The organism is Aquabacterium sp. (assembly GCF_036279675.1).
GTDB lineage: Bacteria > Pseudomonadota > Gammaproteobacteria > Burkholderiales > Burkholderiaceae_C > Aquabacterium.
Genome location: NZ_DASUIS010000061.1, coordinates 13888 through 35363, shown reverse-complemented (window position 1 = coordinate 35363; position 21476 = coordinate 13888). Strand labels below are relative to the sequence as shown.

At 63.6% G+C, this 21476-nt stretch carries 19 protein-coding genes; 12 read left to right on the top strand and 7 right to left on the bottom strand.

What is annotated here, in order from left to right; genetic code table 11:
* Both rpsQ and VFW93_RS07495 read left to right on the top strand, forming a co-directional pair.
* The coding region (gene rpsQ / locus VFW93_RS07500) for a 30S ribosomal protein S17 (RefSeq protein ID WP_329693370.1) at window positions 1–234 on the top strand (234 nt) is incomplete at its 5' end.
* A 165-nt stretch (window positions 235–399) separates the two neighbouring features.
* The gene (locus VFW93_RS07495) at window positions 400–903 is read left to right on the top strand and encodes a peroxiredoxin (protein ID WP_329693369.1); all 504 of its coding nucleotides are present in this window, start codon (window positions 400–402) and stop codon (window positions 901–903) included.
* A gap of 70 nt (window positions 904–973) precedes the next feature.
* On the opposite strand, the gene VFW93_RS07490 is transcribed toward VFW93_RS07495, so the two are convergent.
* Window positions 974–1474, bottom strand: a complete 501-nt coding sequence (locus VFW93_RS07490; RefSeq protein ID WP_329693368.1) for a DUF962 domain-containing protein — start codon at window positions 1472–1474, stop codon at window positions 974–976.
* 321 nt (window positions 1475–1795) lie between these two features.
* On the opposite strand from VFW93_RS07490, the gene VFW93_RS07485 reads away from it, so the two are divergent.
* The 3 genes from VFW93_RS07485 (at window position 1796) to VFW93_RS07475 (ending at window position 5505) form a co-directional block, all read left to right on the top strand.
* On the top strand, window positions 1796–2914 hold the full coding sequence (locus tag VFW93_RS07485) for a 3-deoxy-7-phosphoheptulonate synthase (RefSeq protein WP_329693367.1): 1119 nt from the start codon (window positions 1796–1798) through the stop codon (window positions 2912–2914).
* Between the two features lie 99 nt (window positions 2915–3013).
* The gene (locus VFW93_RS07480) at window positions 3014–3682 is read left to right on the top strand and encodes a response regulator transcription factor (protein WP_329693366.1); all 669 of its coding nucleotides are present in this window, start codon (window positions 3014–3016) and stop codon (window positions 3680–3682) included.
* A gap of 8 nt (window positions 3683–3690) precedes the next feature.
* A complete protein-coding gene (locus VFW93_RS07475) occupies window positions 3691–5505 on the top strand; it encodes a hybrid sensor histidine kinase/response regulator (protein ID WP_329693365.1) in 1815 nt (604 codons plus the stop codon).
* Here VFW93_RS07475 and VFW93_RS07470 read toward each other — a convergent pair.
* Window positions 5447–6592 (bottom strand): MFS transporter, encoded by a 1146-nt coding sequence (locus tag VFW93_RS07470; RefSeq protein WP_329693364.1) that lies wholly within the window; start codon window positions 6590–6592, stop codon window positions 5447–5449. The two genes, VFW93_RS07475 and VFW93_RS07470, sit on opposite strands and share 59 nt — an antisense overlap.
* 29 nt (window positions 6593–6621) lie before the next feature.
* On the bottom strand, window positions 6622–7584 hold the full coding sequence (corA, locus tag VFW93_RS07465) for a magnesium/cobalt transporter CorA (RefSeq protein ID WP_329693363.1): 963 nt from the start codon (window positions 7582–7584) through the stop codon (window positions 6622–6624).
* Window positions 7585–7904: 320 nt separating this feature from the next.
* Here corA and VFW93_RS07460 point away from each other — a divergent pair, with 320 nt between their 5' ends.
* The 6 genes from VFW93_RS07460 to VFW93_RS07435 all read left to right on the top strand — a co-directional run bounded on the left by VFW93_RS07460 (window position 7905) and on the right by VFW93_RS07435 (window position 13929).
* Window positions 7905–8843 carry a LysR family transcriptional regulator gene (locus tag VFW93_RS07460; RefSeq protein WP_329693362.1) on the top strand — a complete coding sequence of 313 codons (939 nt, stop codon included), beginning with the start codon at window positions 7905–7907 and terminating at the stop codon, window positions 8841–8843.
* Window positions 8844–8927: 84 nt separating this feature from the next.
* On the top strand, window positions 8928–10160 hold the full coding sequence (locus VFW93_RS07455; RefSeq protein WP_329693361.1) for an acyl-CoA dehydrogenase family protein: 1233 nt from the start codon (window positions 8928–8930) through the stop codon (window positions 10158–10160).
* A gap of 145 nt (window positions 10161–10305) precedes the next feature.
* On the top strand, window positions 10306–11394 hold the full coding sequence (locus VFW93_RS07450) for a phosphotransferase family protein (RefSeq protein WP_329693360.1): 1089 nt from the start codon (window positions 10306–10308) through the stop codon (window positions 11392–11394).
* A 30-nt stretch (window positions 11395–11424) separates the two neighbouring features.
* Complete coding sequence (locus VFW93_RS07445) at window positions 11425–12120, top strand: histidine phosphatase family protein (RefSeq protein WP_329693359.1); 696 nt, start codon at window positions 11425–11427, stop codon at window positions 12118–12120.
* 72 nt (window positions 12121–12192) lie between these two features.
* On the top strand, window positions 12193–13140 hold the full coding sequence (locus tag VFW93_RS07440) for an alpha/beta hydrolase (RefSeq protein ID WP_329693358.1): 948 nt from the start codon (window positions 12193–12195) through the stop codon (window positions 13138–13140).
* A 33-nt stretch (window positions 13141–13173) separates the two neighbouring features.
* Complete coding sequence (locus tag VFW93_RS07435; RefSeq protein WP_329693357.1) at window positions 13174–13929, top strand: SDR family oxidoreductase; 756 nt, start codon at window positions 13174–13176, stop codon at window positions 13927–13929.
* Here VFW93_RS07435 and VFW93_RS07430 read toward each other — a convergent pair whose 3' ends face one another.
* From VFW93_RS07430 to VFW93_RS07420, 3 genes are read right to left on the bottom strand one after another with little or no spacing between them, the layout of a single operon-like run.
* Window positions 13930–14298 carry a response regulator gene (locus tag VFW93_RS07430; protein WP_329693356.1) on the bottom strand — a complete coding sequence of 123 codons (369 nt, stop codon included), beginning with the start codon at window positions 14296–14298 and terminating at the stop codon, window positions 13930–13932.
* Window positions 14299–14311: 13 nt separating this feature from the next.
* On the bottom strand, window positions 14312–15601 hold the full coding sequence (locus VFW93_RS07425; protein WP_329693355.1) for an HD-GYP domain-containing protein: 1290 nt from the start codon (window positions 15599–15601) through the stop codon (window positions 14312–14314).
* A 27-nt stretch (window positions 15602–15628) separates the two neighbouring features.
* On the bottom strand, window positions 15629–15994 hold the full coding sequence (locus VFW93_RS07420; protein WP_329693354.1) for a response regulator transcription factor: 366 nt from the start codon (window positions 15992–15994) through the stop codon (window positions 15629–15631).
* Window positions 15995–16153: 159 nt separating this feature from the next.
* Here VFW93_RS07420 and VFW93_RS07415 point away from each other — a divergent pair, with 159 nt between their 5' ends.
* Window positions 16154–19393: a CHASE domain-containing protein gene (locus VFW93_RS07415; protein WP_329693353.1), complete on the top strand. Its 3240-nt coding sequence runs from the start codon at window positions 16154–16156 to the stop codon at window positions 19391–19393.
* 15 nt (window positions 19394–19408) lie between these two features.
* On the opposite strand, the gene VFW93_RS07410 is transcribed toward VFW93_RS07415, so the two are convergent.
* Window positions 19409–21463: an NADPH-dependent 2,4-dienoyl-CoA reductase gene (locus VFW93_RS07410; RefSeq protein ID WP_329693352.1), complete on the bottom strand. Its 2055-nt coding sequence runs from the start codon at window positions 21461–21463 to the stop codon at window positions 19409–19411.
* Window positions 21464–21476: the final 13 nt, after the last annotated feature.

Here is a 21476-nt window from a genome sequence, read left to right as displayed (position 1 = left end):
GTGGGTAAGGTTGTCAGCGACGCTCGCGCCAAGACCGTGACCGTGCTGGTCGAGCGTCGTGTCAAGCACGAGCTCTACGGCAAGATCGTGGCCAAGTCGCGCAAGTACCATGCACACGACGAGAACAACGAGTTCAAGTTGGGTGATGTGGTCGAGATCACGGAAAGCCGTCCTCTGTCCAAGACCAAGAACTGGGTTGTGTCCCGTCTGGTCGAAAAGGCACAAGGCGTCTGATCGTTGTAGATCCTGGCGGTCCATGTGATCGCCAGCTTGATCGCCACAATGCCGCCGGGGAGTAATCTCTGAGGGCAACAAGCAAAACCGGCTTGCCAGTCATACTGGCGGCCGGTTTTTTATTTGCTGAACGTCTTTCAGCAGGCCACGAACAAGGAGATGACGATGATCAAGGTTGGAGACAAGTTGCCCGCAGGCACATTGTTCGAATACATCGAAGTGGAAGGCGAAGGCTGCAGCCTGGGCCCCAATGCGTTTGAGATCGGCAAGTCCACGGCCGGCAAGACCATCGCCATCTTTGGCCTGCCAGGCGCCTTCACGCCAACCTGCTCGGCCCAGCACGCACCGGGCTATATCGCCAAGGCAGACGCTTTCAAGGCTGCGGGCGTGGACGAGATCTGGTGTGTGTCCGTCAACGACGCGTTCGTGATGGGGGCCTGGGGCCGTGAGTTGAAGGCGGCGGGCAAGGTGCGCATGATGGCCGATGGCAGCGCGGACTTCGCCAAAGCCACAGGCCTGACACTGGACCTGACCGCCAAGGGGCTGGGCCTGCGCTCAGGTCGCTACAGCATGCTCGTCAAGGATGGTGTGGTCACTGCCTTGAATGTCGAAGATGGTGGTGGCTACAAGGTCAGCGACGCCGAGACCTTGCTGGCGCAGATCAAGTAAGTTCAACGCTGCGTGCCCAACAAGAAGGCGGCTCCTGGAGCCGCCTTTTTTCTCGTGCGTTGTATGTTGATCAGCGAGGTGCGCCAGCCCTGGCATTGACTTCGGCCTCGACATCCTTGCGCAGTCCCATCAGGAAGCCTGCCTCTGCGGCGATGAACAGCGGGCCGATCAGCAAGCCGATGATGTCGTCCACGAAGGCCGGTTTGCGCCCTTCAAAGTAGTGACCGATGAACTGGATCACCCAGCCGATGAAGAACAGCCCTGCGCCAATGGCGAACCAGGTGCCTGTTGGCAGCGGGGCCAGGGACTGGGCCACGGCCAGGCAGCCCCAGAGGTAGGCACCCAGGACCACGCCATAGCGGACGTCCAGCCGCAGGTAGTAGGCCGTGACCAGCGCAGCGATCACGGCGCCCGGTGTCAGCCACAGCAGATCGGGAGACAGTGCCGGGCGGGACAGCAGGATGCACATCGAGGCCACGATCATCGGGATGCCGACGAAGTGCGTGATGATGTTGCGACGGTCACGGTGGTAGGTCGCGTACTGGGTGAGTTGTTCTGTCAGGGTCTTCATGTCGACTCGGGCGGTGCTGAATTGATGAAGATGCTAGCGGGCCATGCGTGCGCAAGGTGTCACATACCGGACGATTGCATGTAACTTTGGCTATCGAGCCGATCGCTACAGATCAAACCGTGCCTCGAACAACCGTGCTACATTAGCAATCATGAATGGCGCTCGCTTTTACTTTTGGTACTTTTACTTCTCGCCCGCAACCGGCGCAGGAGTGGCCAACGCATAAGCGAACCACACCACATCCTGAAAACCGCCGGTCCACCCCGGCGGTTTTTTTTCGACTTTGATTCGACCGTAACATCGCCCGCAACAGGAAGCCCCATGAACGCCAAATCCAGTGCCGCAGAAGGCTGGGTACCGCCCGCCGACAAGACCTCGCAGACCGACGACCAGCGCATCAAGAACGTGACGCCGCTGCCGCCTCCCGAGCACTTGATCCGCTTCTTCCCGATTCGTGGCACGCCGGTCGAGGCGCTGGTGTCGAGCACGCGCAAGGCCATCAGCAAGATCGTGCACGGCAAGGACGACCGCATGCTGGTCATCATCGGCCCCTGCTCCATCCACGATCCGGCTGCCGCCATCGAGTACGCCCGCAAGCTGCTGGCGCTGCGTGAGCAGTACGCCGACACGCTGGAAGTCGTGATGCGCGTGTACTTCGAGAAGCCCCGCACGACGGTGGGCTGGAAGGGCCTGATCAACGATCCGTACATGGACGAGAGCTTCAAGATCGACGAAGGCCTGCGCATGGCACGTCATCTGCTGCTGGAGATCAACCGCCTGGGCATGCCCGCTGCCAGCGAGTTCCTGGACGTGGTCTCGCCTCAGTACATTGGTGACCTGATCAGCTGGGGCGCCATCGGTGCCCGCACGACGGAAAGCCAGGTACACCGCGAGCTGGCTTCCGGCTTGAGCGCGCCCATCGGCTTCAAGAACGGCACGGACGGCAACATCAAGATCGCCACCGACGCCATCCAGGCTGCCGCTCGCCCGCACCACTTCCTGTCGGTGCACAAGAACGGCCAGGTGGCCATCGTCGAGACGGCCGGCAACCCCGATTGCCACGTGATCCTGCGCGGTGGCAAGGCGCCGAACTATGACGCCGAGAGCGTGGCTGCTGCCTGCAAGGACCTGGAGGCTGCCAAGCTGCATCCTTCGCTGATGGTGGACTTCTCGCACGCCAACAGCTCCAAGCAGCATGAGCGCCAGGTGGTGGTGGCCAAGGACATCGCCGAGCAGGTCTCGGGTGGCTCGAAGAAGGTGTTCGGCGTGATGGTGGAAAGCCATCTGTGCGCTGGCGCCCAGAAGTTCACGCCGGGCAAGGATGACCCGTCCAAGCTGGTCTATGGCCAGAGCATCACGGATGCCTGCATCGGTTGGGATGATTCCGCGAATGTGCTGGGCATCCTGTCGGAAGCCGTGAAGGCGCGACGCGCTCGTTGAGATCACCCTTAAGAGGGGAATCAGGGCCGATCCTAGGTGATCGGCCTTTTTTATTGGCGATGAGGCGCGATACTGCGAAGAAGTGTCTGTTTCTTCTTCATGAGTGTCGCAAGTCCCCATTTTTTGCTGGTTGATGACCATGCCCTGTTTCGCACCGGGCTGGGGATGATGCTGTCTCAGAACTGGCCGCAGTCACGTGTGACGCAGGCCACGACGCTGGCGCAGGCCAGGGCCGTGCTGGCGCAGGAGCAGCCCGATCTGATCTTGCTGGATGTGCACCTGCCTGACGGGCACAGCCTGCTGGACTTGCCCGGCTTGCGCGAGCTGGCCCCGGCTTGCCCGGTGCTGTTGATGTCGGCTGAGGTCAATGGCCAGCAGATCCTGCAGGCCAGGCAGGCGGGCGTGACGGGCTTTCTGCCCAAGGTGGCCACGGCCTCGGAGGTGCTGGAGGCCGTGCGTTCGGCGCTGGGGGGGCAGGTGTCGTACGCGGCGGTGCCGTATGAGGTGCTGTCTCAGGCGGGTGGCGAAGGCGATGTGCCGGCTGCCGTGATGGAGGTCGCAGAGGCCGATCTCCGTCTGAACGAACGCCAGTTGAACATCCTGCGCTACCTGGGCCGCGGCACGCCCAACAAGGCGATAGCGCGCCAGATGGGCATGAACGAGAGCGAAGTGCGTGCCGAGGTGTCATGGTTGACGGAGTGGCTGGGCGCAACCAGCCGCGAGCAGGCGCACGCCGAAGCAGTGGCTCGCGGGCTGTTGCAGCCATGAACCTGCGCATGTTGCTGGCACGTGCCTGGCGCTTTGACAGCCCGAGGGTGCTGTCTGCGCAAATGGAGCTGCTCGACCGCAACCTGCCCTATGCCTTCGTGATCTCGGCCGTGGCCGCCTTGTTGACCGGGCTGATCTGCAGCCGGGCGCTGCACCTGCCGGGTGCCTGGAACTGGGCCATGGCCACGTGCGGCATGTCCATGCTGTGCCTGTCGGTGCGGCAGGCCTTGCCCAGGCCCACCGATCGCAGCAAGGTGCAGCTCTACGCTCACATGGTGCGTTTGCTGGCCGGGCTCAGCGGGGTGTGCTGGGGCGCGTTCGGGGTGCTGCTGCTGGATCAGCCCAATCCCATGTCGATCGCCATCGTGCTGTGCGTGACGGCCGGCATCAATTCAGGTGGTCTGGCCGTGTTCGCGCCTTCGTGGCCAGTTGCCGTCACCTATTGGCTGACCAACATCGTGCCGGTGATGGCCGTGCTGCTGCGCTCACGAGATGAGCTCAGTGTGATGATGGGGCTGGCGGTCATGCTCTACCTGATCGCGATGACGGTGTTTTCCTACTTCGCTTCGCGGGGTGCCTTGCGGGCCATCGAGCTGGGTTTTGAAAACGAGGGCCTGGTATTGCGCTTGCGGGATCAGACCCAGCGTGCGCTGGACGCTCGCCAGGTGGCCGAGCAGGCATTGGCCGAGGCCGAAGAGGCCAACCGTGCCAAGACCGTGTTCCTGGCATCTGCCAGCCATGATTTGCGCCAGCCTCTGCACGCCATGGGTTTGTTCCTCAACGCGCTGGCGCGCGCTGAACTGAACGGTCGTCAGCAGCAGCTGCTGGAACAGGCTCAGGCATCTGCCCAGGCCACGGGCGAGATGCTCAACACCTTGATGGATTTCTCCAAGGTGGATGCGGGTGTGGTCAAGCCGCAGATGCAACCTTTCGCCTTGCAGCCCATGCTGCGCAAGCTGGAGCGCGAGATGGCGCCGCTGGCCGAAGAGAAGGGGCTGGCTTTCCGCATGCGGGACACCTCGGTGATCCTGCATGCCGATCCTGCCCTGGTCGAAATGATCCTGCGCAATCTGGTGCTCAATGCCATCCGCTACACCGAGCGAGGGGCCGTGCTGATGGCTTGCCGCCGGCGCGGTGCGCGGGCACTGGTCGAGGTCTGGGATACCGGCATCGGCATTCCCGAAGATCATCATGCCGAAATCTTCCGGGAGTTCCACCAGTTGGGCAACCCGGAACGAGATCGCCGCAAGGGCCTGGGCCTGGGGCTGGCCATTGTGGAAGGGCTGGCCAGGGCCATGAGCGTGGATGTGTCCTTGAAGTCGGTACCTGGGCGGGGCTCGGTGTTCAGGCTGGCCTTGCCGGTCAGCCAGTCGCCATGGCACGAGGCGGATGTCTTGCCGCACGACGAGCCTGATCTCAGCGGCCTGCGCGTGCTGTTGATCGACGACGACGAAACCGTGCGCGCGGCCATGTGCGATTTGCTGGCCAGCTGGGGTTGCTGGTGCGAGGCCGTGGCCTCTGATGACGAGGCGCTGCGGGTGTTGAGCCGATTTGACCCGGATGTGGTGCTGGCGGACTACCGTTTGCGCAGCCACCGCACTGGGCTGCAGGCTGTGGAGGCTGTGCGCAGGCGACTTGGCCACGACGTGCCGGCAGCCATCATCACGGGAGACACCGCCGTGGAGCGCCTGCGTGAAGCGCATGACAGCGGCCTGCCTTTGTTGCACAAGCCGGTGCCTGCGGACCGCTTGCAGGCGATGTTGTTCAGCTTGTGGCGCGAGGCGGTGAACCGCCCGCCCGTGTCTGCATCAGCAGCAGGCTGAGTGCGAGCACGGCCAGCCAACTGCCCTGGCCACCCACGCCAAAGTGATCGAAGACCCAGCCGCTGATGAGCGGCCCCAGGGCGCCGCCTGCCGTGTAGCCGGCGATCATGGCCGAGGTGCCCGCCAGTGCGGAGCTGTCAGCGAAATCGTGGGCCACGCGGATCATGCTCAAGGTGTAGAGCGCGCCACCTATGCCACCCCAGGCCGCGGCACAAATCCAGATCAGCGAGGGCCAGGTGGCGGCTTGCACGAAGGCGACGGCGCTGAGCACGAGCACGCCGGCGCCCAGTGCGAACAGGCGTCTGGCAGGCAGGTGGTCGGCCAGCCAGCCGGTGGGGTACTGGAAGAGGAAGCTGCCCATGCCGAGGGCCCCGGCAATCGAGGTGGCGGCCGCCAGGTTCATGCCGATCTGCGAGCCGTAGGCCGTGGTGATGGAGCCCAGGCCCACCTCAAACACGCCACCCACCACGGCGGCCCAGGCCAGTGCCGGCCGAAAACGCCAGGCGCTCATCAGGCTCATGGGTTCGTGGTCGTCGTGCGTGGCCTTGAGTTGGGTGACGGCCGGTGCCAGCGTGATCAGCAGGCCCAGCGCCAGGCCGCCTGCGGCGATGGCATTGGCCTCGGTCGGGCCGATGCGCAGCAGGCCGGGCAACATGGGTCCCAGGGCCATGCCCGCACCGAGGAGTGCCTGATACATGCCGGTGAGGCGTCCGCGGTGACTGGGCGGCACATTGTGGGCAATCAGCGCCTCGGTGGCGTTCCAGGCCGCGGCCGCGCCCATGCCGGCCATCAGGCCCAGGGCGCACCAGATGCGGTAGTCAGACGTGAGCAGGTAGCCCAGGCAGGAGATCAGCTCCAGCAGCAGGCCGGCCCGGTAGGCCTGGCCTACACCGATGCGGGCAAACACGTGTGGCACCAGCGGCACCAGCATGGCCACGCTGATGAAGGGCAGCATGGCAAACAGGCCGATGGCCGTGCTGCTGGCGCCAGCGGTTTGCAGGCGCACGGCCAGCACGGGGTTGAGCAGGCTGTAACTCAGCACCACCAGGGTGGTGCCCAGCATCACGCGCAGCAGGCCGGGCGGCAAGGATGGGCGATCTGAGGGGGCGGGATGGTTCAGCTCAGCCACCCTCGCCGTTTGAAGTACCACATCGGGATCAGGGCGCTGCACACCATCAGGGCCACGGTGTAGGGGTAGTTCCAGCCGCCCAGCCATTCCAGCTCGGGGAACTTCAGGTTCATGCCGTACACGCTGGCTACCAGGGTGGGCGGCAGCAGAGCCACCGAGGCCACCGAGAAGATCTTGATGATCTTGTTCTGGTTGATGTTGATGAAACCGACGGTGGCGTCCATCAGGAAGTTGATCTTGTCGAACAGGAAAGCCGTGTGGCTGTCCAGGGAGTCGATGTCGCGCAGAATCTGGCGGGCTTCTTCGAACTGGTCGGCATTGAGCATGCGGGCGCGCATCATGAAGCTCAGCGCACGGCGCGTGTCCATGACGTTGCGGCGGATGCGGCCATTCAAGTCTTCCTGGCGGGCGATGGCGGCCAGCGCATCGGCAGCTGCGGCGTCGTTCACCTCGTTTTGCAGCACCTTCTTGCTGACCTTTTCGAGGTCGTCGTAGATGCCTTCGAGCGTGTCGGCGGAGTACTCGGCGTCGGCGTCGTACAGCTTGAGCAGCACGTCCTTGGCGCCTTCGATCAGGGCCGGAATGCGGCGCGCGCGCATGCGCAGCAGGCGGAACACCGGCAGGTCTTCCTTGTGGACCGAGAACAGCACGTTTTCATGCAGGATGAAGGCCACGCGGACGTTGCGCGGGGTGTCATCGTCGTCGATCAGGAAGTCGGAGCGGATGTGGATGGCGCCTTCGTCTTCATAGAAGCGGGCGGATTCTTCCAGGTCGTCATCAATGATGTCGGCGGGAATGACCAGACCGAACTTGACGGCGATCCAGCCTTTTTCTTCCGGGGTGGGGTCTTCCAGGTCGACCCAGACCGGACGAGCAGGGGTCAGCTCGTCGAGGCTGTCGATTTCTTCCTGAAACAGCCGGCCGTTGGCCAGCGTGAACACGTTGAGCATGCGAACTCCAGCACATGCGGCGTCACGGACGGTGGGGCCGTGCGACACGCAGCTTGGGTGAGAAGGGGGTGATGTGGTGTGCCGCCCCCTCCCGCTGTCAGCCCCGTTGATCAGGGCACACCAGGTTTGCGTGCCCCTGACTTCAGGGCCGGGCCTGGTGGCTGGAGTGGGCGGTCACCTAGGGTGACTGTCCAAGGTGATCGCTCCAATGGCGCCGCTGTGGCGGCAAGGCTTTGATTATCGCTCGCTATGCCGGCCCCCAAGGCGGGATGTGCTGCAAAAAAAGTCCCGAGTTCCGGGTGGGTGTATGGTTTGGGGTCATGGCCATTCCGCTTTCCCGCATCGACCTCAATCTGTTTCGCGTGATGGATGCCGTGTACGAGCATGGCGGCATCTCCGGCGCCGCGCGGCATCTGCATCTCAGCCAGCCCGCCGTGAGCCACGCGCTGGCCCGCTTGCGACGCTTGTGGGGTGACCCGCTGTTTGTGCGGCAGGGCAACAACATGGTGCCCACGGAGCTGACCCGGCGGGTGATCGGCGAGGTGCAGGCGCACCTGCGGGGCTTGCAATCGCTGATGGCGCAGGCGGAGACCTTCGACCCCGCCACGCTGGACATGACCCTGCGCCTGGGCATGCGCGACGTGCTGGAGGCCATCACCTTGCCACCGCTGATGGCCAGTCTGAGCAAGGTGGCGCCGCGTGCGCGCCTGGCCAGTGTGCGGGTGCCGCGCGATGCGCTGGAGCGGGTGCTGACCCAAGGCGAAGTCGACCTGGTGATCGACCGCGAGCGGCGCGTGGGCGGACGGATCAAAGGTGAGCACCTGGCCGACGAAAAGCTGGCAGTGCTCATGCGAAAGGGGCACCCTTTGAGCAAGCGCCGCTGGGACCTGGCGGCGTATTTCAAGTGCCAGCACGTGATGGTGACGCTGCAGCCTGATCAGCCTGATCCACTGCAGCCCGTGTGGGCGGCCAGGGGCCTGGGCGAGCGCGACGTGATCCTGCGTTGTCAGCACTATTTCGCGGCAGCCAATGTGGTGGCCCACAGCGACGCCTTGTTGACGCTGCCCCACACCTATGCCGAAGAGCTGACCCGGGCCTTGCCGCTGGTGCTGCGCGAATTGCCCGCGCCGGTGCCGACGATGGCCATCTGGATGTACTGGCATGCCGACCGCGACGGTGACCCGGTGCACCGCTGGATGCGCGACAGCGTGGCCGACGGCGCGCGCCAGGCCATGCAGCTGATGCATGACTTGAGATGAAAATTCATCATTTGATGCACAGCTTGAGCCGGCGTAGCATCCCGTTTATTGATCCTCACATGACGACCCCATCAGGAGACTGACATGGACTTCCAGCCCAGTGACCGCGCCAGGAAAACCGCCGAACGCGTGCGTGCCTTCATCAAGGAACACATCGAACCCATCGAGGCCCAGCACTGGCACGAGATCCTGGGGCAGCGCCACGGAGAAGACTGGACGCAGTGGAAGATCCCGCCGCGTGTGGAAGAGCTGAAAGCCAAGGCCAAGGCCGAAGGCCTGTGGAACCTGTTCCTGCCCGATCCCGAACTGGGTGCGGGCCTGAGCGTGCTGGAGTACGCCTTCAGCGCCGAAGAAACCGGCCGCTCGATGATGGCGCCCGAAATCTTCAATTGCAATGCCCCGGACACGGGCAACATGGAGGTGATCTGGAAGTACGGCAGCGACGAGCAGAAGAAGCAATGGCTGACCCCGCTGCTGGCTGGCGAGATGCGTTCGGTGTTTTTCATGACCGAGCCCGATGTGGCTTCGTCTGACGCCACCAACATGGCGGCCACCGCCGTGATCGAGGGCGACGAGATCGTGCTGAACGGCAAGAAGTGGTGGTCGTCCGGCGTGGGTGACCCACGCTGCAAGATCGGCATCTTCATGGCCCTGACGCCCAACCCCGATCTGGGCCGTCACAACCAGCACTCGATGGTGCTCGTACCCATGGACACCCCGGGCGTCGAGATCAAGCGCATGCTGCCCGTGTTCGGCGAATACGACGAGCCGCACGGCCACGGCGAGGTGCATTTCAACAATGTGCGCGTGCCAGTGAGCAACTTCATTGCCGGGCCGGGCAAGGGCTTCGAGATCGCGCAAGGCCGTTTGGGCCCAGGCCGCATTCACCACTGCATGCGCTGCATCGGCGCGGCCGAGAAGTCGCTGGAGCTGGCGATCAAGCGCGGCATCGAGCGCACGGCCTTTAGGAAGCAGCTGATCAACCTGGGCGGCAACCGCGAACGCATTGCCGAAGCCCGCGTGGCCATCGACCAGGCTCGCCTGCTCACGCTGCAAGCCGCCTGGAAGATCGACACCATCGGCGTGATGGGCGCGCTGACCGATGTGTCCGCCATCAAGGTGGTGGCCCCGACCATGCTGCAAAACGTGGTGGATTTCGCCATCCAGATGCACGGTGGCATGGGTGTGTCGCATGACACGCCGCTGACCGCCTTCTTCAACCAGGCCCGCAGCCTGCGCTTGGCCGACGGCCCCGATGAGGTCCACAAGGGCATGATCGCCCGCCTGGAGCTCATGAAATACGGTGTGATGAAATGATGGCCCACCCCCGAAGCGCCTTCGGCGCTCCCCCTCAAGGGGGCGCCGCCAGTGGACCGGCAAAGCCGGATCCTCGGCGGCCGCTGGATGGCAATGTGTGTTGGCGGCATCGAGCGCAGGGAATGATCTGTATGGGTGAGGTGAGATGACGGGTGTGGAGGATCAAGGCGGGCGCGTCCGTGCTGGTGAAGAGCTCAATGTGGCCGGTGTGGACGCGTGGCTGAAAGGCCATGTGCCCAGCTTGCAAGGGCAACCAGAGATCACGCAGTTCTCGGGGGGCGCCTCCAACTGGACTTACCGCTTGAAGTACGCCGGTGGCGAGCATGGGGGTGACTTCATCCTGCGCCGCCCACCCGCTGGCACCAAGGCCAAGGGCGCGCATGACATGGGTCGGGAATACCGCGTGCAAAAGGCGCTCAAGCCCGTGTACCCGGTGGTGCCCACCATGATCGGGCTGTGCGAGGACGAGGCCGTGACCGGCAGTGAGTTCTACGTGATGGAGCGCATCGCCGGCATCATCCCGCGCAAGAACATGCCGCGTGGTTTGAGCCTGGATGCGGCCACCACACGTCAGCTGTGCACCAACGTGCTTGACAAGCTGGTCGAGCTGCACCAGGTGGACGTGCAGGCTACCGGCCTGGACAGCCTGGGAAAGGGCAGCGGCTATTGCAAACGCCAGATCGAAGGCTGGAGCGATCGCTACACCAAGGCGAAGACCTGGAACGTGCCCTCCTACAGCTACGTGATGGCCTGGCTGAAAGAGCGCACGCCACAAGACGTGGCCAACGTCGTCATCCACAACGACTGGCGCTTTGACAACGTGATCTTGGCCGAGCAGGACCCGACCAAAGTGATCGGTGTGCTTGATTGGGAAATGGCCACGCTGGGTGACCCCTTGATGGACCTGGGCAATGCCCTGGCCTACTGGATCCAGGCCGATGACAACAAGCTGATGATGGCCACACGCCGCCAGCCCACGCATCTGCCCGGCATGTTGCGGCGTGAAGAGGTGGTGGACTACTACCTGGACAAGTCCGGCTACAAGCTGGATCGCCAGCGGGACTGGGCCTTCTACGAGGTCTATGGCCTGTTCCGCCTGGCCGTGATCGCGCAGCAGATCTACTACCGTTATCACCACAAGCAGACGCGCAATCCGGCGTTCAAGAACTTCTGGATCATCGTCAACTACCTGGATTGGCGCTGCAAGAGCCTGATCAAGCAGGCCAGGCGCTGATGCCCTGACCGGCCACGAAAGACACACACCATGGGTGCCATCTACCTTCTGCGACACGGCCAGGCTTCGTTTGGCTCCAACAACTACGACCAGCTCTCGTCCACGGGCCATCAACAGGCCAAGGTGCTGGGTGCGGCCTTGAAGGCGCGTGGCGTGCAGCCCGATGTGCTGGTCAGCGGCACCATGCAGCGTCATCTGGAGACGGCGGCTGGCGCTTTGGGCGAAATGGGCGTCGAGCTAACGGGCATGCATCAGCACGCGGGCGTCAACGAGTTCGACCATGAAAACGTGATCGAGGTGGCCGAGCCGCGTTATGTGGACAAGCTCGTGATGATGAGTGACATGGCCGCATCGGGTGACCCGCGTCGCACCTTCCAGAAGTTCTTCCAGGATGCGGTGACCCGCTGGGTGGGCGGCAACCACGATGACGAATACAAGGAGCCATGGTCCGTCTTCAAGCTGCGTGTGGTCTCGGCCCTTGAAGACCTGGTGAAGCAGACACCGCCCAAGGGCAGCACGCTGGTGTTCACCTCGGGCGGCACGATCAGCGTGATCTGCGCCCACCTGCTGGGTCTCAACGATGCGCAGGCCTTCACCATCAACTGGACGCTGGCCAATGTGGGCATCACCAAGATCCAGGCCGGGCGCGATGGCTTGCACCTGCTGTCGGTGAACGAGCATGCGCACGTCGAGGGTGCGCAACCGTCATTGCTTACATACCGCTGACATCACTGACGCATACTGACGGGCTGCAGCCGGCACGCGGACGCCGGCCTTGACTCAAACAGGACAGCAAAGATGAAAGCCCTCAAGATCGCTGGTGGTGTATTGGCTTTGGTGGTGGCGCTGGCAGGCGTGGGTGTGGTGACGGCGTGGGCGCCGGATCGCGCACCCGAAACCCTGACTGCCCGCTGGGCCCAGGCCCCCTCGCAGTTCGTGGCCGTGGACGGCATGCAGGTGCACCTGCGTGACGAAGGCCCCCGTGATGACCCGCAGCCCATCGTGCTGCTGCATGGCACCTCGGCCAGCCTGCACACCTGGGATGGCTGGGTGGCGGCCTTGAAAGGCCAGCACCGCGTCATCCGTGTGGACATGCCCGGCTTCGGCCTGACTGGCCCCACGCCGGATGGACAGTACACCTTGCCCGTCTACACCCACTTTGTCGTGGCCGTGATGGACAAGCTGGGCGTCAAGCAAGCCGTGATCGCAGGCAATTCTTTTGGCGGCAACATCGCCTGGAAGACGGCGGTGGACTACCCGGATCGTGTCAGCAAGCTGGTGCTGGTCGATGCGGCTGGCTACAGCTATCAATCCAAGTCGATCCCTCTGGCCTTCAAGCTGGCGCAGATCCCGGCCTTGCGCCCCATCATGGGCAAGCTGTTGCCCCGTCGCATGATCGAATCGAGTGTGCGCAATGTGTATGGCGACCCATCGAAGATCACGCCGGAACTGATTGACCGTTATTACGAACTGACGCTGCGTGCCGGCAACCGTGATGCCCTGGTGCAGCGCTTCCTGCAAAGCAAGTCGGGCGAGTTTGAAGATCAGATCAAGACGATTACCAAGCCCACGCTCATCATCTGGGGCGGGCAGGACAATCTGATCCCGCCAGACAACGCCGACAAGTTTCAACGCGACATCCAGGGCAGCCGCCTGGCCGTGTTCGATGCCCTCGGCCACGTGCCGCATGAAGAAGACCCGGCATCGACCGTGGCCGCCGTGCAGGCCTTCCTCGATCAGCACTGATCACCCATCAAAACATTCGGAGACCGAGACACCATGGCCCAACGCAGACAGAACATCCTCATCACCGGCGCCAGCTCAGGCCTGGGTGAAGGCATGGCGCGCGAGTTCGCCGCCATGGGCCGCAACCTGGCCTTGTGCGCGCGCCGTGTGGATCGCCTGGTCGAACTGAAGGCCGAGCTGGAGGCCAAACATCCTGGCGTGAAGGTACTGGTGCGCTCGCTGGACGTGAATCAGCACGATCAAGTCTTCGAGGTCTTCCGCGCGTTCAAGCAGGACCTGGGGCAGATCGACCGCGTCATTGTCAACGCAGGCCTGGGCAAGGGGCAGCCGATCGGCAAGGGCCGCTTCGATGCCAATCTGCAAACGGCCCAGACCAATTTCATTGCCGCCCTGGCGCAGTGTGAGGCGGCTGTCGAGATCTTCCGTGCCCAGAACAGCGGTCACCTGGTCAGCATCTCGTCGATGAGCGCCATGCGCGGGCTGCCACGCAACCTCACCACCTATGCGGCGACCAAGGCGGGCCTGGCGGCCTTGACCGAGGGCATCCGCGCAGACCTGCTGCGCACGCCCATCAAGGTCACCACGATCTATCCGGGTTACATCGAGACGGAGTTGAGCAGCAAGTCGGCGAAGACGCCATTGATGGTGGACACGGCTTCAGGATGCCGCGCGCTGGTGGCGGCCATCGAGCGTGAGCCCGCCAAGGCTTGCGTGCCGAGCTGGCCCTGGACGCTGGTGGGGTGGTACATGCGCCATGCGCCCTTGGGCTGGATTGCGAAGATGTCCTGATCAGGTGATCGGGCACAACTTGTTGATCGCCTCGATCAGGTAGGTCGGCTGGAAAGGCTTGGTGATCCACACCCGCACGCCCATGTCGGCGGCCTCGGCCTTGTGTTCGACCTGGCTGTCCGCCGTGAGCATCACCACAGGCGTGAACTTGTAGCTGGTGGTGCGCAGGTGCCGCACGAACTCGATGCCGTTCATGCCCGGCATGTTGACGTCGCACACGATCACATTGATGGCGCGCCCATCCAGCAAGGCACAGGCCTCCTCCGCATTGGCGGCTTCGATGATCTCGTAACCCGCACGTTCCAGCGCGACTTTGACAACCATCCGGAAGCTGCCGGAGTCCTCGATGATCAGAACCTGTTTGGTCACGCTGCGCCCCCTTTCATGCGCCCACCTTGCCTGATTCGGTATCGAAGTAGTAGGTCATGCGTTTGCGAGGCGACAGGTAGGCGTGCGCATCGCTTGACAGTTGTTGCGGCCGCATGGTCTTGGTGACGGAGACGTCCTGCTCCACCTCCAGGTCGACCACGATCGCTTCCTCCTTGGGAACCGAGGGGTCGTACACCAGCACGACCGGCCGCAAGGGCTTGGTGGTGTTGACCGACACCACCATGGCGATGGCGCCATTGGAGAGCACCACGATCGTGCCGGGTGGGTAGACGCCCATGCAGCGCACGAAGGTGCTCATGGCCAGCTGATCGAACTGATTGCGCTGTTGTGCAAACATCGTCGACAAGGCCTCGTGTGGTGTCATCGCCTTGGCCGGGTTCGGTGGGTTGCACAGCTCATCGTAGGCATTGACCAGCGACACGATGCGCGATAGCAGCGACATCTGGGCGGCCGTCGCCCCGCTGGGGTAGCCACTGCCGTCCACCCGCTCGTGGTGCTGCGCGATCACCTGCAGCACCTCGTTGGGCAGGTTCATCTTTCTGGCGATGTTCACGCCGTACTCGCAGTGCATCTGCAGCAAGGCAGTCTCGGCCTTGGTGTGCGCATCCTGCTTGCGCACGACGCGGTCAGGTATTTCCAGCTCGCCGATGTCATGGAAGAGCGCGCCCATGCCCACCATCTGCACGACGGGGGCCGGGGCCTTGAGCTCCTTGGCCAGCATCATGGACAGCAGTGACACGTTGAGCGAGTGGTAGTAGACCTCTTCGCCGCCGACCTTGTCTGCCATGAGCTGGATGGACACGTCGGCATCTACCAGCATGGAGTCGGCGATCGATTTGATCAGCGTGCCGGCCGCCTCTTTCACCTCATCAGGGCGAGAGAAGACGTTCTGGTTGATCGACTTGATGGTCTTGGCCGCGGAGAGCAGTTCTTTTTCGCACGCCGCGGCCTTGGCGCGCTGTTCTCCCAGGCGTTGCATGCGGGCACGCTTGGCATGAAAGGCGGGGTTTTCGTCTCTTGGTAGCGGAGGGGGCGGGGGCGTGGCGGGGCCATCTCCAGGCTTGGGCGCGGCCAGCGGCTTGTTGTCGCTCCTGGCCGGCGCATAACGCACGCGCGAAAGACCCAGGCCCTGGATGGTGGAAATCTGGTCCAGCGACTTGATCTTGAAGCTGGAGAACGTGAAAGGGTGCTCGGTCCAGCTCAGGTCAAGGTGGACATACAGCCCGATGCACAGCTGTTCGGGCAGCACGTAGTGTTCATGGGGCGATACATCGGCGCTCATGGAAAAGCATGTGCAAGTGTCGATGTATCAGCCCAGCTGGCGGTTCACGACGTCCAGCAGTTGACGGGGTGAGAAGGGCTTGGTCAGGTAGCCATCGGCGCCGGCCTGCTTGCCCTGCTGCTTGTCGTTGTCCTGGCCTTTGGCGCTGAGGATCACCACCTTCATTTTCTTGAGGGTGGCATCACCTTTGATGTGGCTGCATACCCCGAAGCCATCCAGGGTGCCGGGCATCATCACATCCAGCAGGACCAGGTCCGGCTTGAGTTGCCGGGCCATTTGCAGGCCCACGTCACCGTTTTCGGCCTCGTGGATGTCGAAGTCCTCGATTTCCAGGGTCATTCTGATCAGTTCCCGGATATCTGCTTGGTCTTCCACGATCAGGACACGTTTCATCTTGGCCACCTCCAGGCGCATCACTGTGAGTATCGTCCTCAAGCTTCATTCCGGAAAGCCGAAGATGACTCATAAAGTGATCTTTGTTCCGGGAAAAATGCACGTATCCGACACTCTGCCGAGTTCGCCGGCCGTCCCTGCCTTGCGCAGGCGGTCTGCATGCGTCTGGCCGGAGGGCGCATGATTCAGGGGGCGTGGCGCAACGTGCTGGGATCGGCGCGATTGCTGGTCGAGTTCCTGGTGATTGTGGCCACCTGCGAGGTGGTCGTCATGTTCGTGCTGCCGCTGCTGGCACCGGGTCTGAGTGACTGGCAGGAAGCCTTTCTGGACGCGATGATGCTGTCCGTGCTGGCCGCCCCGCTGGTGGTCTGGCGGGCTCACCGTCTTGCGCGTCGCATGGCCTCCGCCCCGAGCATGCTCGATGAGTTTCTGCACACACGCACCGGCGTGCTGCCCGCCCTGGTTTTTTTCCTGGGTGCCAGTCTGACCGTGTTGCTGGCCTGGGGCCTGCATCAGCAGACACAGCGCGCGGCGCAGGTGCGATTCGAGCATGTCTCTTCGCGTCTGGCCACACAGGTTCGCGAGCGTTTCGACCATGCGCTGGATGGCTTGCGAGACACCATCAGCGCGTCGACCTTGCTGGGGCATCCTCTGACCAGGCAGGAACTGCACGGCTGGGTGGTCACGCGTGACTGGCGTTCTGAGCTGCCTGGCACTTTGGCATTGAGCGTGATCCGGCCCTTGGCGAGAAACGAGGTCGAGCGGTACGAGGCTCAGGTCCGTGCCGACGGCTTGCCGGACTTTCAGGTTCGTTCAGCCGGGCAGTCGCCCGACCTGTATGTCATCGACGCGATCGAGCCTCGTGAGGTCAACCGCAAGGCGCTTGGATTTGATCTGGGATCGGAGCCGGTGCGTCGCGAGGCCTTGCTGCGCGCGATTGATTCGGGGCAGGCGGCACTCACCGGGCACATTGCGCTGATACAGGATGGCCAGAAGAGGCCTGGGCTGTTGTATTTCATGCCGATCTACCGGCCTGGTGCACCTCGGGATACGGTTGCCCAAAGGCGTGCGGCCTTGACGGCGCTGGTGTCTGCACCCATCGTGGCCGAGGAGCTGCTTCGGGGGCTGGATGCCTCCTTGCAGACGCAGGCCAGTTTCGCGCTGCACGAAGTCGGGCCTGACGGGCACACGCGCCTGCTGGCTGGCCGTGCCCCGTCGGGTCGAGAGGCCGGTCGCGCGCTGTTCGACACCATGCATGAGCTGGAGGTCGGCGGGCGCAAGTTGCGCCTGCAGGTGCGCTCGACGCCCAACTTCGATGTCGACAATGGTTATGCCATGGCGGTCTGGCTGGCCTTGCTGGGCATCATGCTCAGCGCCATGGCGGGGGTGTCCGTGTGGTTGATGAACACCGGGCGCATGCGTGCCGAGATGCTGGCCAGTTCGATGACGGACGACCTGCTTGGGGCACAACGCGAGGCCGAAAAAGCCTCCCGCGAAAGTGCGGCACTCGTCAGCACCTTGAACCAGTTCAGCATGGTCTGCGTGACCTCGCCGGAGGGCTGTATCACCGACGTCAACGATGCCCTGTGCCAGGCCAGCGGCTACAGCCGGGAAGCCTTGCTCGGCCAGAACCCGCGTCTGCTGGGCTCAGGCGAACATGATCCCTTTTTCTGGATCGCAGTCTGGCAGACACTGCTGCACGGCCAGCCATGGGTGGGCGAGGTATGCAATCGCCGCCAGGACGGCGAGCTGTACTGGGTGCAGTGCGTGATCGCGCCGATCACCGGGGTCAATGGCGAGCTCGACAAGTACATCTCCATCGCCTACGACATCACCGAAACCCATCGGGCTCAGGCCGAACTCAAGGCGAATGCCGAGCGCTACAACCTGGCCATCGACGGCGGTAGCGATGGCATGTGGGACTGGATGAACGTGAACGCGCAGGAAGAATGGTGGTCACCCCAGTTCTACCGCTTGCTGGGCTATGAGCCCAACGAAATCGAGGCGAACCTGGTGACTTTCGATGCCATGCTGCATCCGGCCGACCAGAAGGCCACCTTTATTGCCATCGAGAAGGCCTTCAAGGACCATCAACCGTTCGACATCGAGTACCGGCTCAGGACCAAATCAGGGGCCTATCGCTGGTTCCGCTCGCGGGCCAAGGTGTACTTCGATGACTTTGGCGCCGCAACCCGCATGGCAGGCTCCATTCAGGACGTGCACGACCGCAAGGAGGCTCAGGCCAAGCTGCGCGAGCACAGTCAGCAAATGTCGGCCATCTTCTCGCTGTCACCTGATGCCTTCGTGTCCTTCGACATGTCGGGGCATGTCAGCTACATCAGCCCAGCCTGGTCGCATCTCACGGGCATGTCAGGCCACGGCCTGATTGGCGAAGATGAGGCCACCTTCAGCGACCGCCTGTTCGAGCGTTGCGTGCCTGGTCAGGCCGTGTGCAGCCTGGCCGCACTCAAGCCGATGGAGCATGCCGATGCGCAGGTGGGCCAGGCGCTCGAAGGTGGGCGCGTGGTCATCGAAATGAAGCCACCTGCACGGCGCATGCTGGAGGTGCGGCTGAGCCGCAGCGAGGGCGGGACGGTGTCTCAGGTGCTGCATCTGCGGGATGTGACGCATGAGACCGAGGTCGACCAGATGAAGAGCGCGTTCCTGTCCATGGCCGCTCACGAGCTGCGCACACCGATGGCCAGCATCTATGGCTTCACCGAACTGCTGCTGACCCGCGAACTCAAGCCGGAAAAGCAAAAGGACCTGCTGGGCCGCATCTACAGACAGAGCGAGGCCATGGCGGCCATCATCAACGAGCTGCTGGATCTGGCGCGCATCGAGGCTCGCCAGGGCAAGGATTTCAGCTTCAGTGCCTTCAATCTGGCTGATCTGGTGGGTGACGTCATCCGTGATTTCAAGCAGCCGCAAGACCGGCAGCCGCCGCTCACCGAATGGCCGGACGAGCCCACCCTGGTGTGGGTCGATCGCCAGAAGATGCAGCAGGCCACGCTCAATGTGCTGTCCAACGCCTACAAATACTCGCCCAACGGCGGAGATGTGCACGTGCGCGTGGTGACGCAGGAGCTGCCCGGCAAGCGGCATGTCGGGGTGGAGATCGAGGACCACGGCCTGGGGCTGTCTCCAGAGCAACTGTCCCGTGTGGGCGAGCGCTTCTACCGCGCAGACAAATCCGGCAGCATTCCGGGTACCGGGCTGGGCGTGACCATCGTCAAGGAGATCATCGAACTGATGGGTGGGCATGTGACCATGCGCAGCGAACAAGGCCAGGGCAGCGCGTTCACCTTGTGGCTGCCTTGCATGGAGGCCTCGCCCTCGCAGTTTGCGCAGCTGGAATCCGACACGAAGGCCGTTGAGGCCGCGCCCGTCAGCTTCTAGCCGAGCCGGTCAGGCTCACAGCGCCGCAGCCAGCCGAGCGGCCTGGTCGATCGCCTTCTTGGCATCGAGCTCCCCGGCTTCGAAGGCACCCCCAATGATGTGCACCTGTCGGCCCGTGGCGCTCAACTCGTCTGCCAGTGACCGCAGTGGCACCTGGCCTGCGCACAGCACCACGTTGTCGCAGGCGATCCAGGTCGGGTCCTTGCGCTCTTCGCCGTAGCTGATGAGCAGGCCTTCGTCGCCGATGCGCTCGTAGTTGACGCCACCCACCATCTCCACGTTCTTCATCTTGAGCGCGCTGCGGTGAATCCAGCCAGTGGTCTTGCCCAGGCCGGCACCCAGCTTGCCCTTCTTGCGCTGCAGGAGCACGACCTGGCGCGCAGGCGGCGCCACCTCGGGCTTGCCGGTGCGCAGGCCGCCTGGCGACAGGGCCGGGTCCGTCACGCCCCATTCGGCCTGCCAGGCTTCCAGATCCAGCGTGGTGGAGTGGCCGTCATGCACGAGGTACTCGGCCACGTCAAAGCCGATGCCACCGGCGCCGATCACCGCCACCTTCTTGCCCACCGGCTTCTTGTGGCGCAGCACGTCGATGTAGCTCAGCACCTTGGGGTGATCCTGCCCGGGGATCTTCGGGTCGCGCGGGTTCACGCCCGTGGCCACGATCACCTCGTCGTAGCCTTGCAGTCGGGCCGCGTCCACCCTGGTCTGCAGATGCAACTTTACCCCGGTCAACTCCACACGGCGCTTGAAGTAACGCAGCATCTCGTGGAACTCTTCCTTGCCGGGCACCTGCTTGGCCATGTTGAGCTGGCCGCCGATCTCATCGGCCGCATCGAACAGATCGACGCTGAAACCGCGCTCGGCCAGATGGGTGGCGGCGGTCAGGCCGGACGGGCCCGCACCCACCACGGCCACGCGGCGCTTGCTGGATGTCGGCTTGAAGATCAGCTCCGTTTCATGACAGGCGCGTGGGTTGACCAGGCACGATGTGAGCTTGTTGCGGAAGATGTGATCCAGGCAAGCCTGGTTGCAGGCGATGCAGGTGTTGATTTCGTCCGCACGGCCTTGTGCCGCCTTCTTCACGAAAGCAGGGTCGGCCAGCAGCGGGCGCGCCATCGAGATCATGTCGGCGCAGCCCTCGGCCAGCACGGCTTCGGCCACCTCCGGTGTGTTGATGCGGTTGGAGGTCACCAGCGGGATGTCGATGCCCGATGCGGCCAGCTCGGCCTTCATCTTCTGCGTGACCCAGGTGAAGGCACGACGCGGCACGCTGGTGGCAATGGTGGGCACACGCGCTTCGTGCCAGCCAATGCCCGTGTTGATGATGCTGGCGCCCCCTTTGGCGATGGCCTTGCCCAGGGTGACCACCTCGTCCCAGGTGGAGCCATCGGGCACCAGGTCGATCATGGAGAGGCGGTAGATGATGATGAAGTCCTTGCCCACGGCCTCACGCGTGCGCTCGACGATCTCGACCGGCAGGCGCATGCGGTTGCTGTAGTCGCCGCCCCATTGGTCGGTGCGCTTGTTGGTGTGGCGGGCCAGGAACTGGTTGATGAAGTAGCCCTCGGAGCCCATGATCTCCACGCCGTCATAACCCGCTTCACGCGCCTTGACCGCGCAGTTGACGAAGGCGCGAATCTGCCGCTCCACACCGCGTGCCGACAGGGCAAAGGGCTTGAACATCGAGATGGGCGACTGGATGCGCGAAGGCGCCACCGCCAGTGGGTGATAGGCATAGCGCCCCGTGTGCAGGATCTGCAGGGCGATCTTGCCGCCGGCCTGGTGCACGGTCTGGGTGACCACCTGATGGCGTCTTGCGGCGCCCGATGTGGCCAGCGTGCCCGCGAAAGGCTTGGTCCAGCCAGCCAGATTGGGCGCGAAGCCACCCGTCACGATCAGGCCGACATCACCTTCGGCGCGTTCGCGGAAATAGGCCGCCAGTTTGCGCAGGTCGCGGCCGTCTTCCAGCCCCGTGTGCATCGAGCCCATCAACACGCGGTTCTTGAGCGTGGTGAAGCCCAGGTCAAGGGGCGACAGCAGATGCGGGTAGGCGCTGGTGGGGGAGGTCATCCGGGTCTCGGTG

Coding starts and splice junctions, on each gene's coding strand:
- VFW93_RS07495 (WP_329693369.1), top strand. CDS start 400: ATGATCAAGGTTGGAGACAAGTTGCCCGCAGGCACATTGTTCGAATAC.
- VFW93_RS07490 (WP_329693368.1), bottom strand. CDS start 1,474: ATGAAGACCCTGACAGAACAACTCACCCAGTACGCGACCTACCACCGT.
- VFW93_RS07485 (WP_329693367.1), top strand. CDS start 1,796: ATGAACGCCAAATCCAGTGCCGCAGAAGGCTGGGTACCGCCCGCCGAC.
- VFW93_RS07480 (WP_329693366.1), top strand. CDS start 3,014: ATGAGTGTCGCAAGTCCCCATTTTTTGCTGGTTGATGACCATGCCCTG.
- VFW93_RS07475 (WP_329693365.1), top strand. CDS start 3,691: ATGTTGCTGGCACGTGCCTGGCGCTTTGACAGCCCGAGGGTGCTGTCT.
- corA (WP_329693363.1), bottom strand. CDS start 7,584: ATGCTCAACGTGTTCACGCTGGCCAACGGCCGGCTGTTTCAGGAAGAA.
- VFW93_RS07460 (WP_329693362.1), top strand. CDS start 7,905: ATGGCCATTCCGCTTTCCCGCATCGACCTCAATCTGTTTCGCGTGATG.
- VFW93_RS07455 (WP_329693361.1), top strand. CDS start 8,928: ATGGACTTCCAGCCCAGTGACCGCGCCAGGAAAACCGCCGAACGCGTG.
- VFW93_RS07450 (WP_329693360.1), top strand. CDS start 10,306: ATGACGGGTGTGGAGGATCAAGGCGGGCGCGTCCGTGCTGGTGAAGAG.
- VFW93_RS07445 (WP_329693359.1), top strand. CDS start 11,425: ATGGGTGCCATCTACCTTCTGCGACACGGCCAGGCTTCGTTTGGCTCC.
- VFW93_RS07440 (WP_329693358.1), top strand. CDS start 12,193: ATGAAAGCCCTCAAGATCGCTGGTGGTGTATTGGCTTTGGTGGTGGCG.
- VFW93_RS07435 (WP_329693357.1), top strand. CDS start 13,174: ATGGCCCAACGCAGACAGAACATCCTCATCACCGGCGCCAGCTCAGGC.
- VFW93_RS07425 (WP_329693355.1), bottom strand. CDS start 15,601: ATGAGCGCCGATGTATCGCCCCATGAACACTACGTGCTGCCCGAACAG.
- VFW93_RS07420 (WP_329693354.1), bottom strand. CDS start 15,994: ATGAAACGTGTCCTGATCGTGGAAGACCAAGCAGATATCCGGGAACTG.
- VFW93_RS07415 (WP_329693353.1), top strand. CDS start 16,154: ATGCGTCTGGCCGGAGGGCGCATGATTCAGGGGGCGTGGCGCAACGTG.
- VFW93_RS07410 (WP_329693352.1), bottom strand. CDS start 21,463: ATGACCTCCCCCACCAGCGCCTACCCGCATCTGCTGTCGCCCCTTGAC.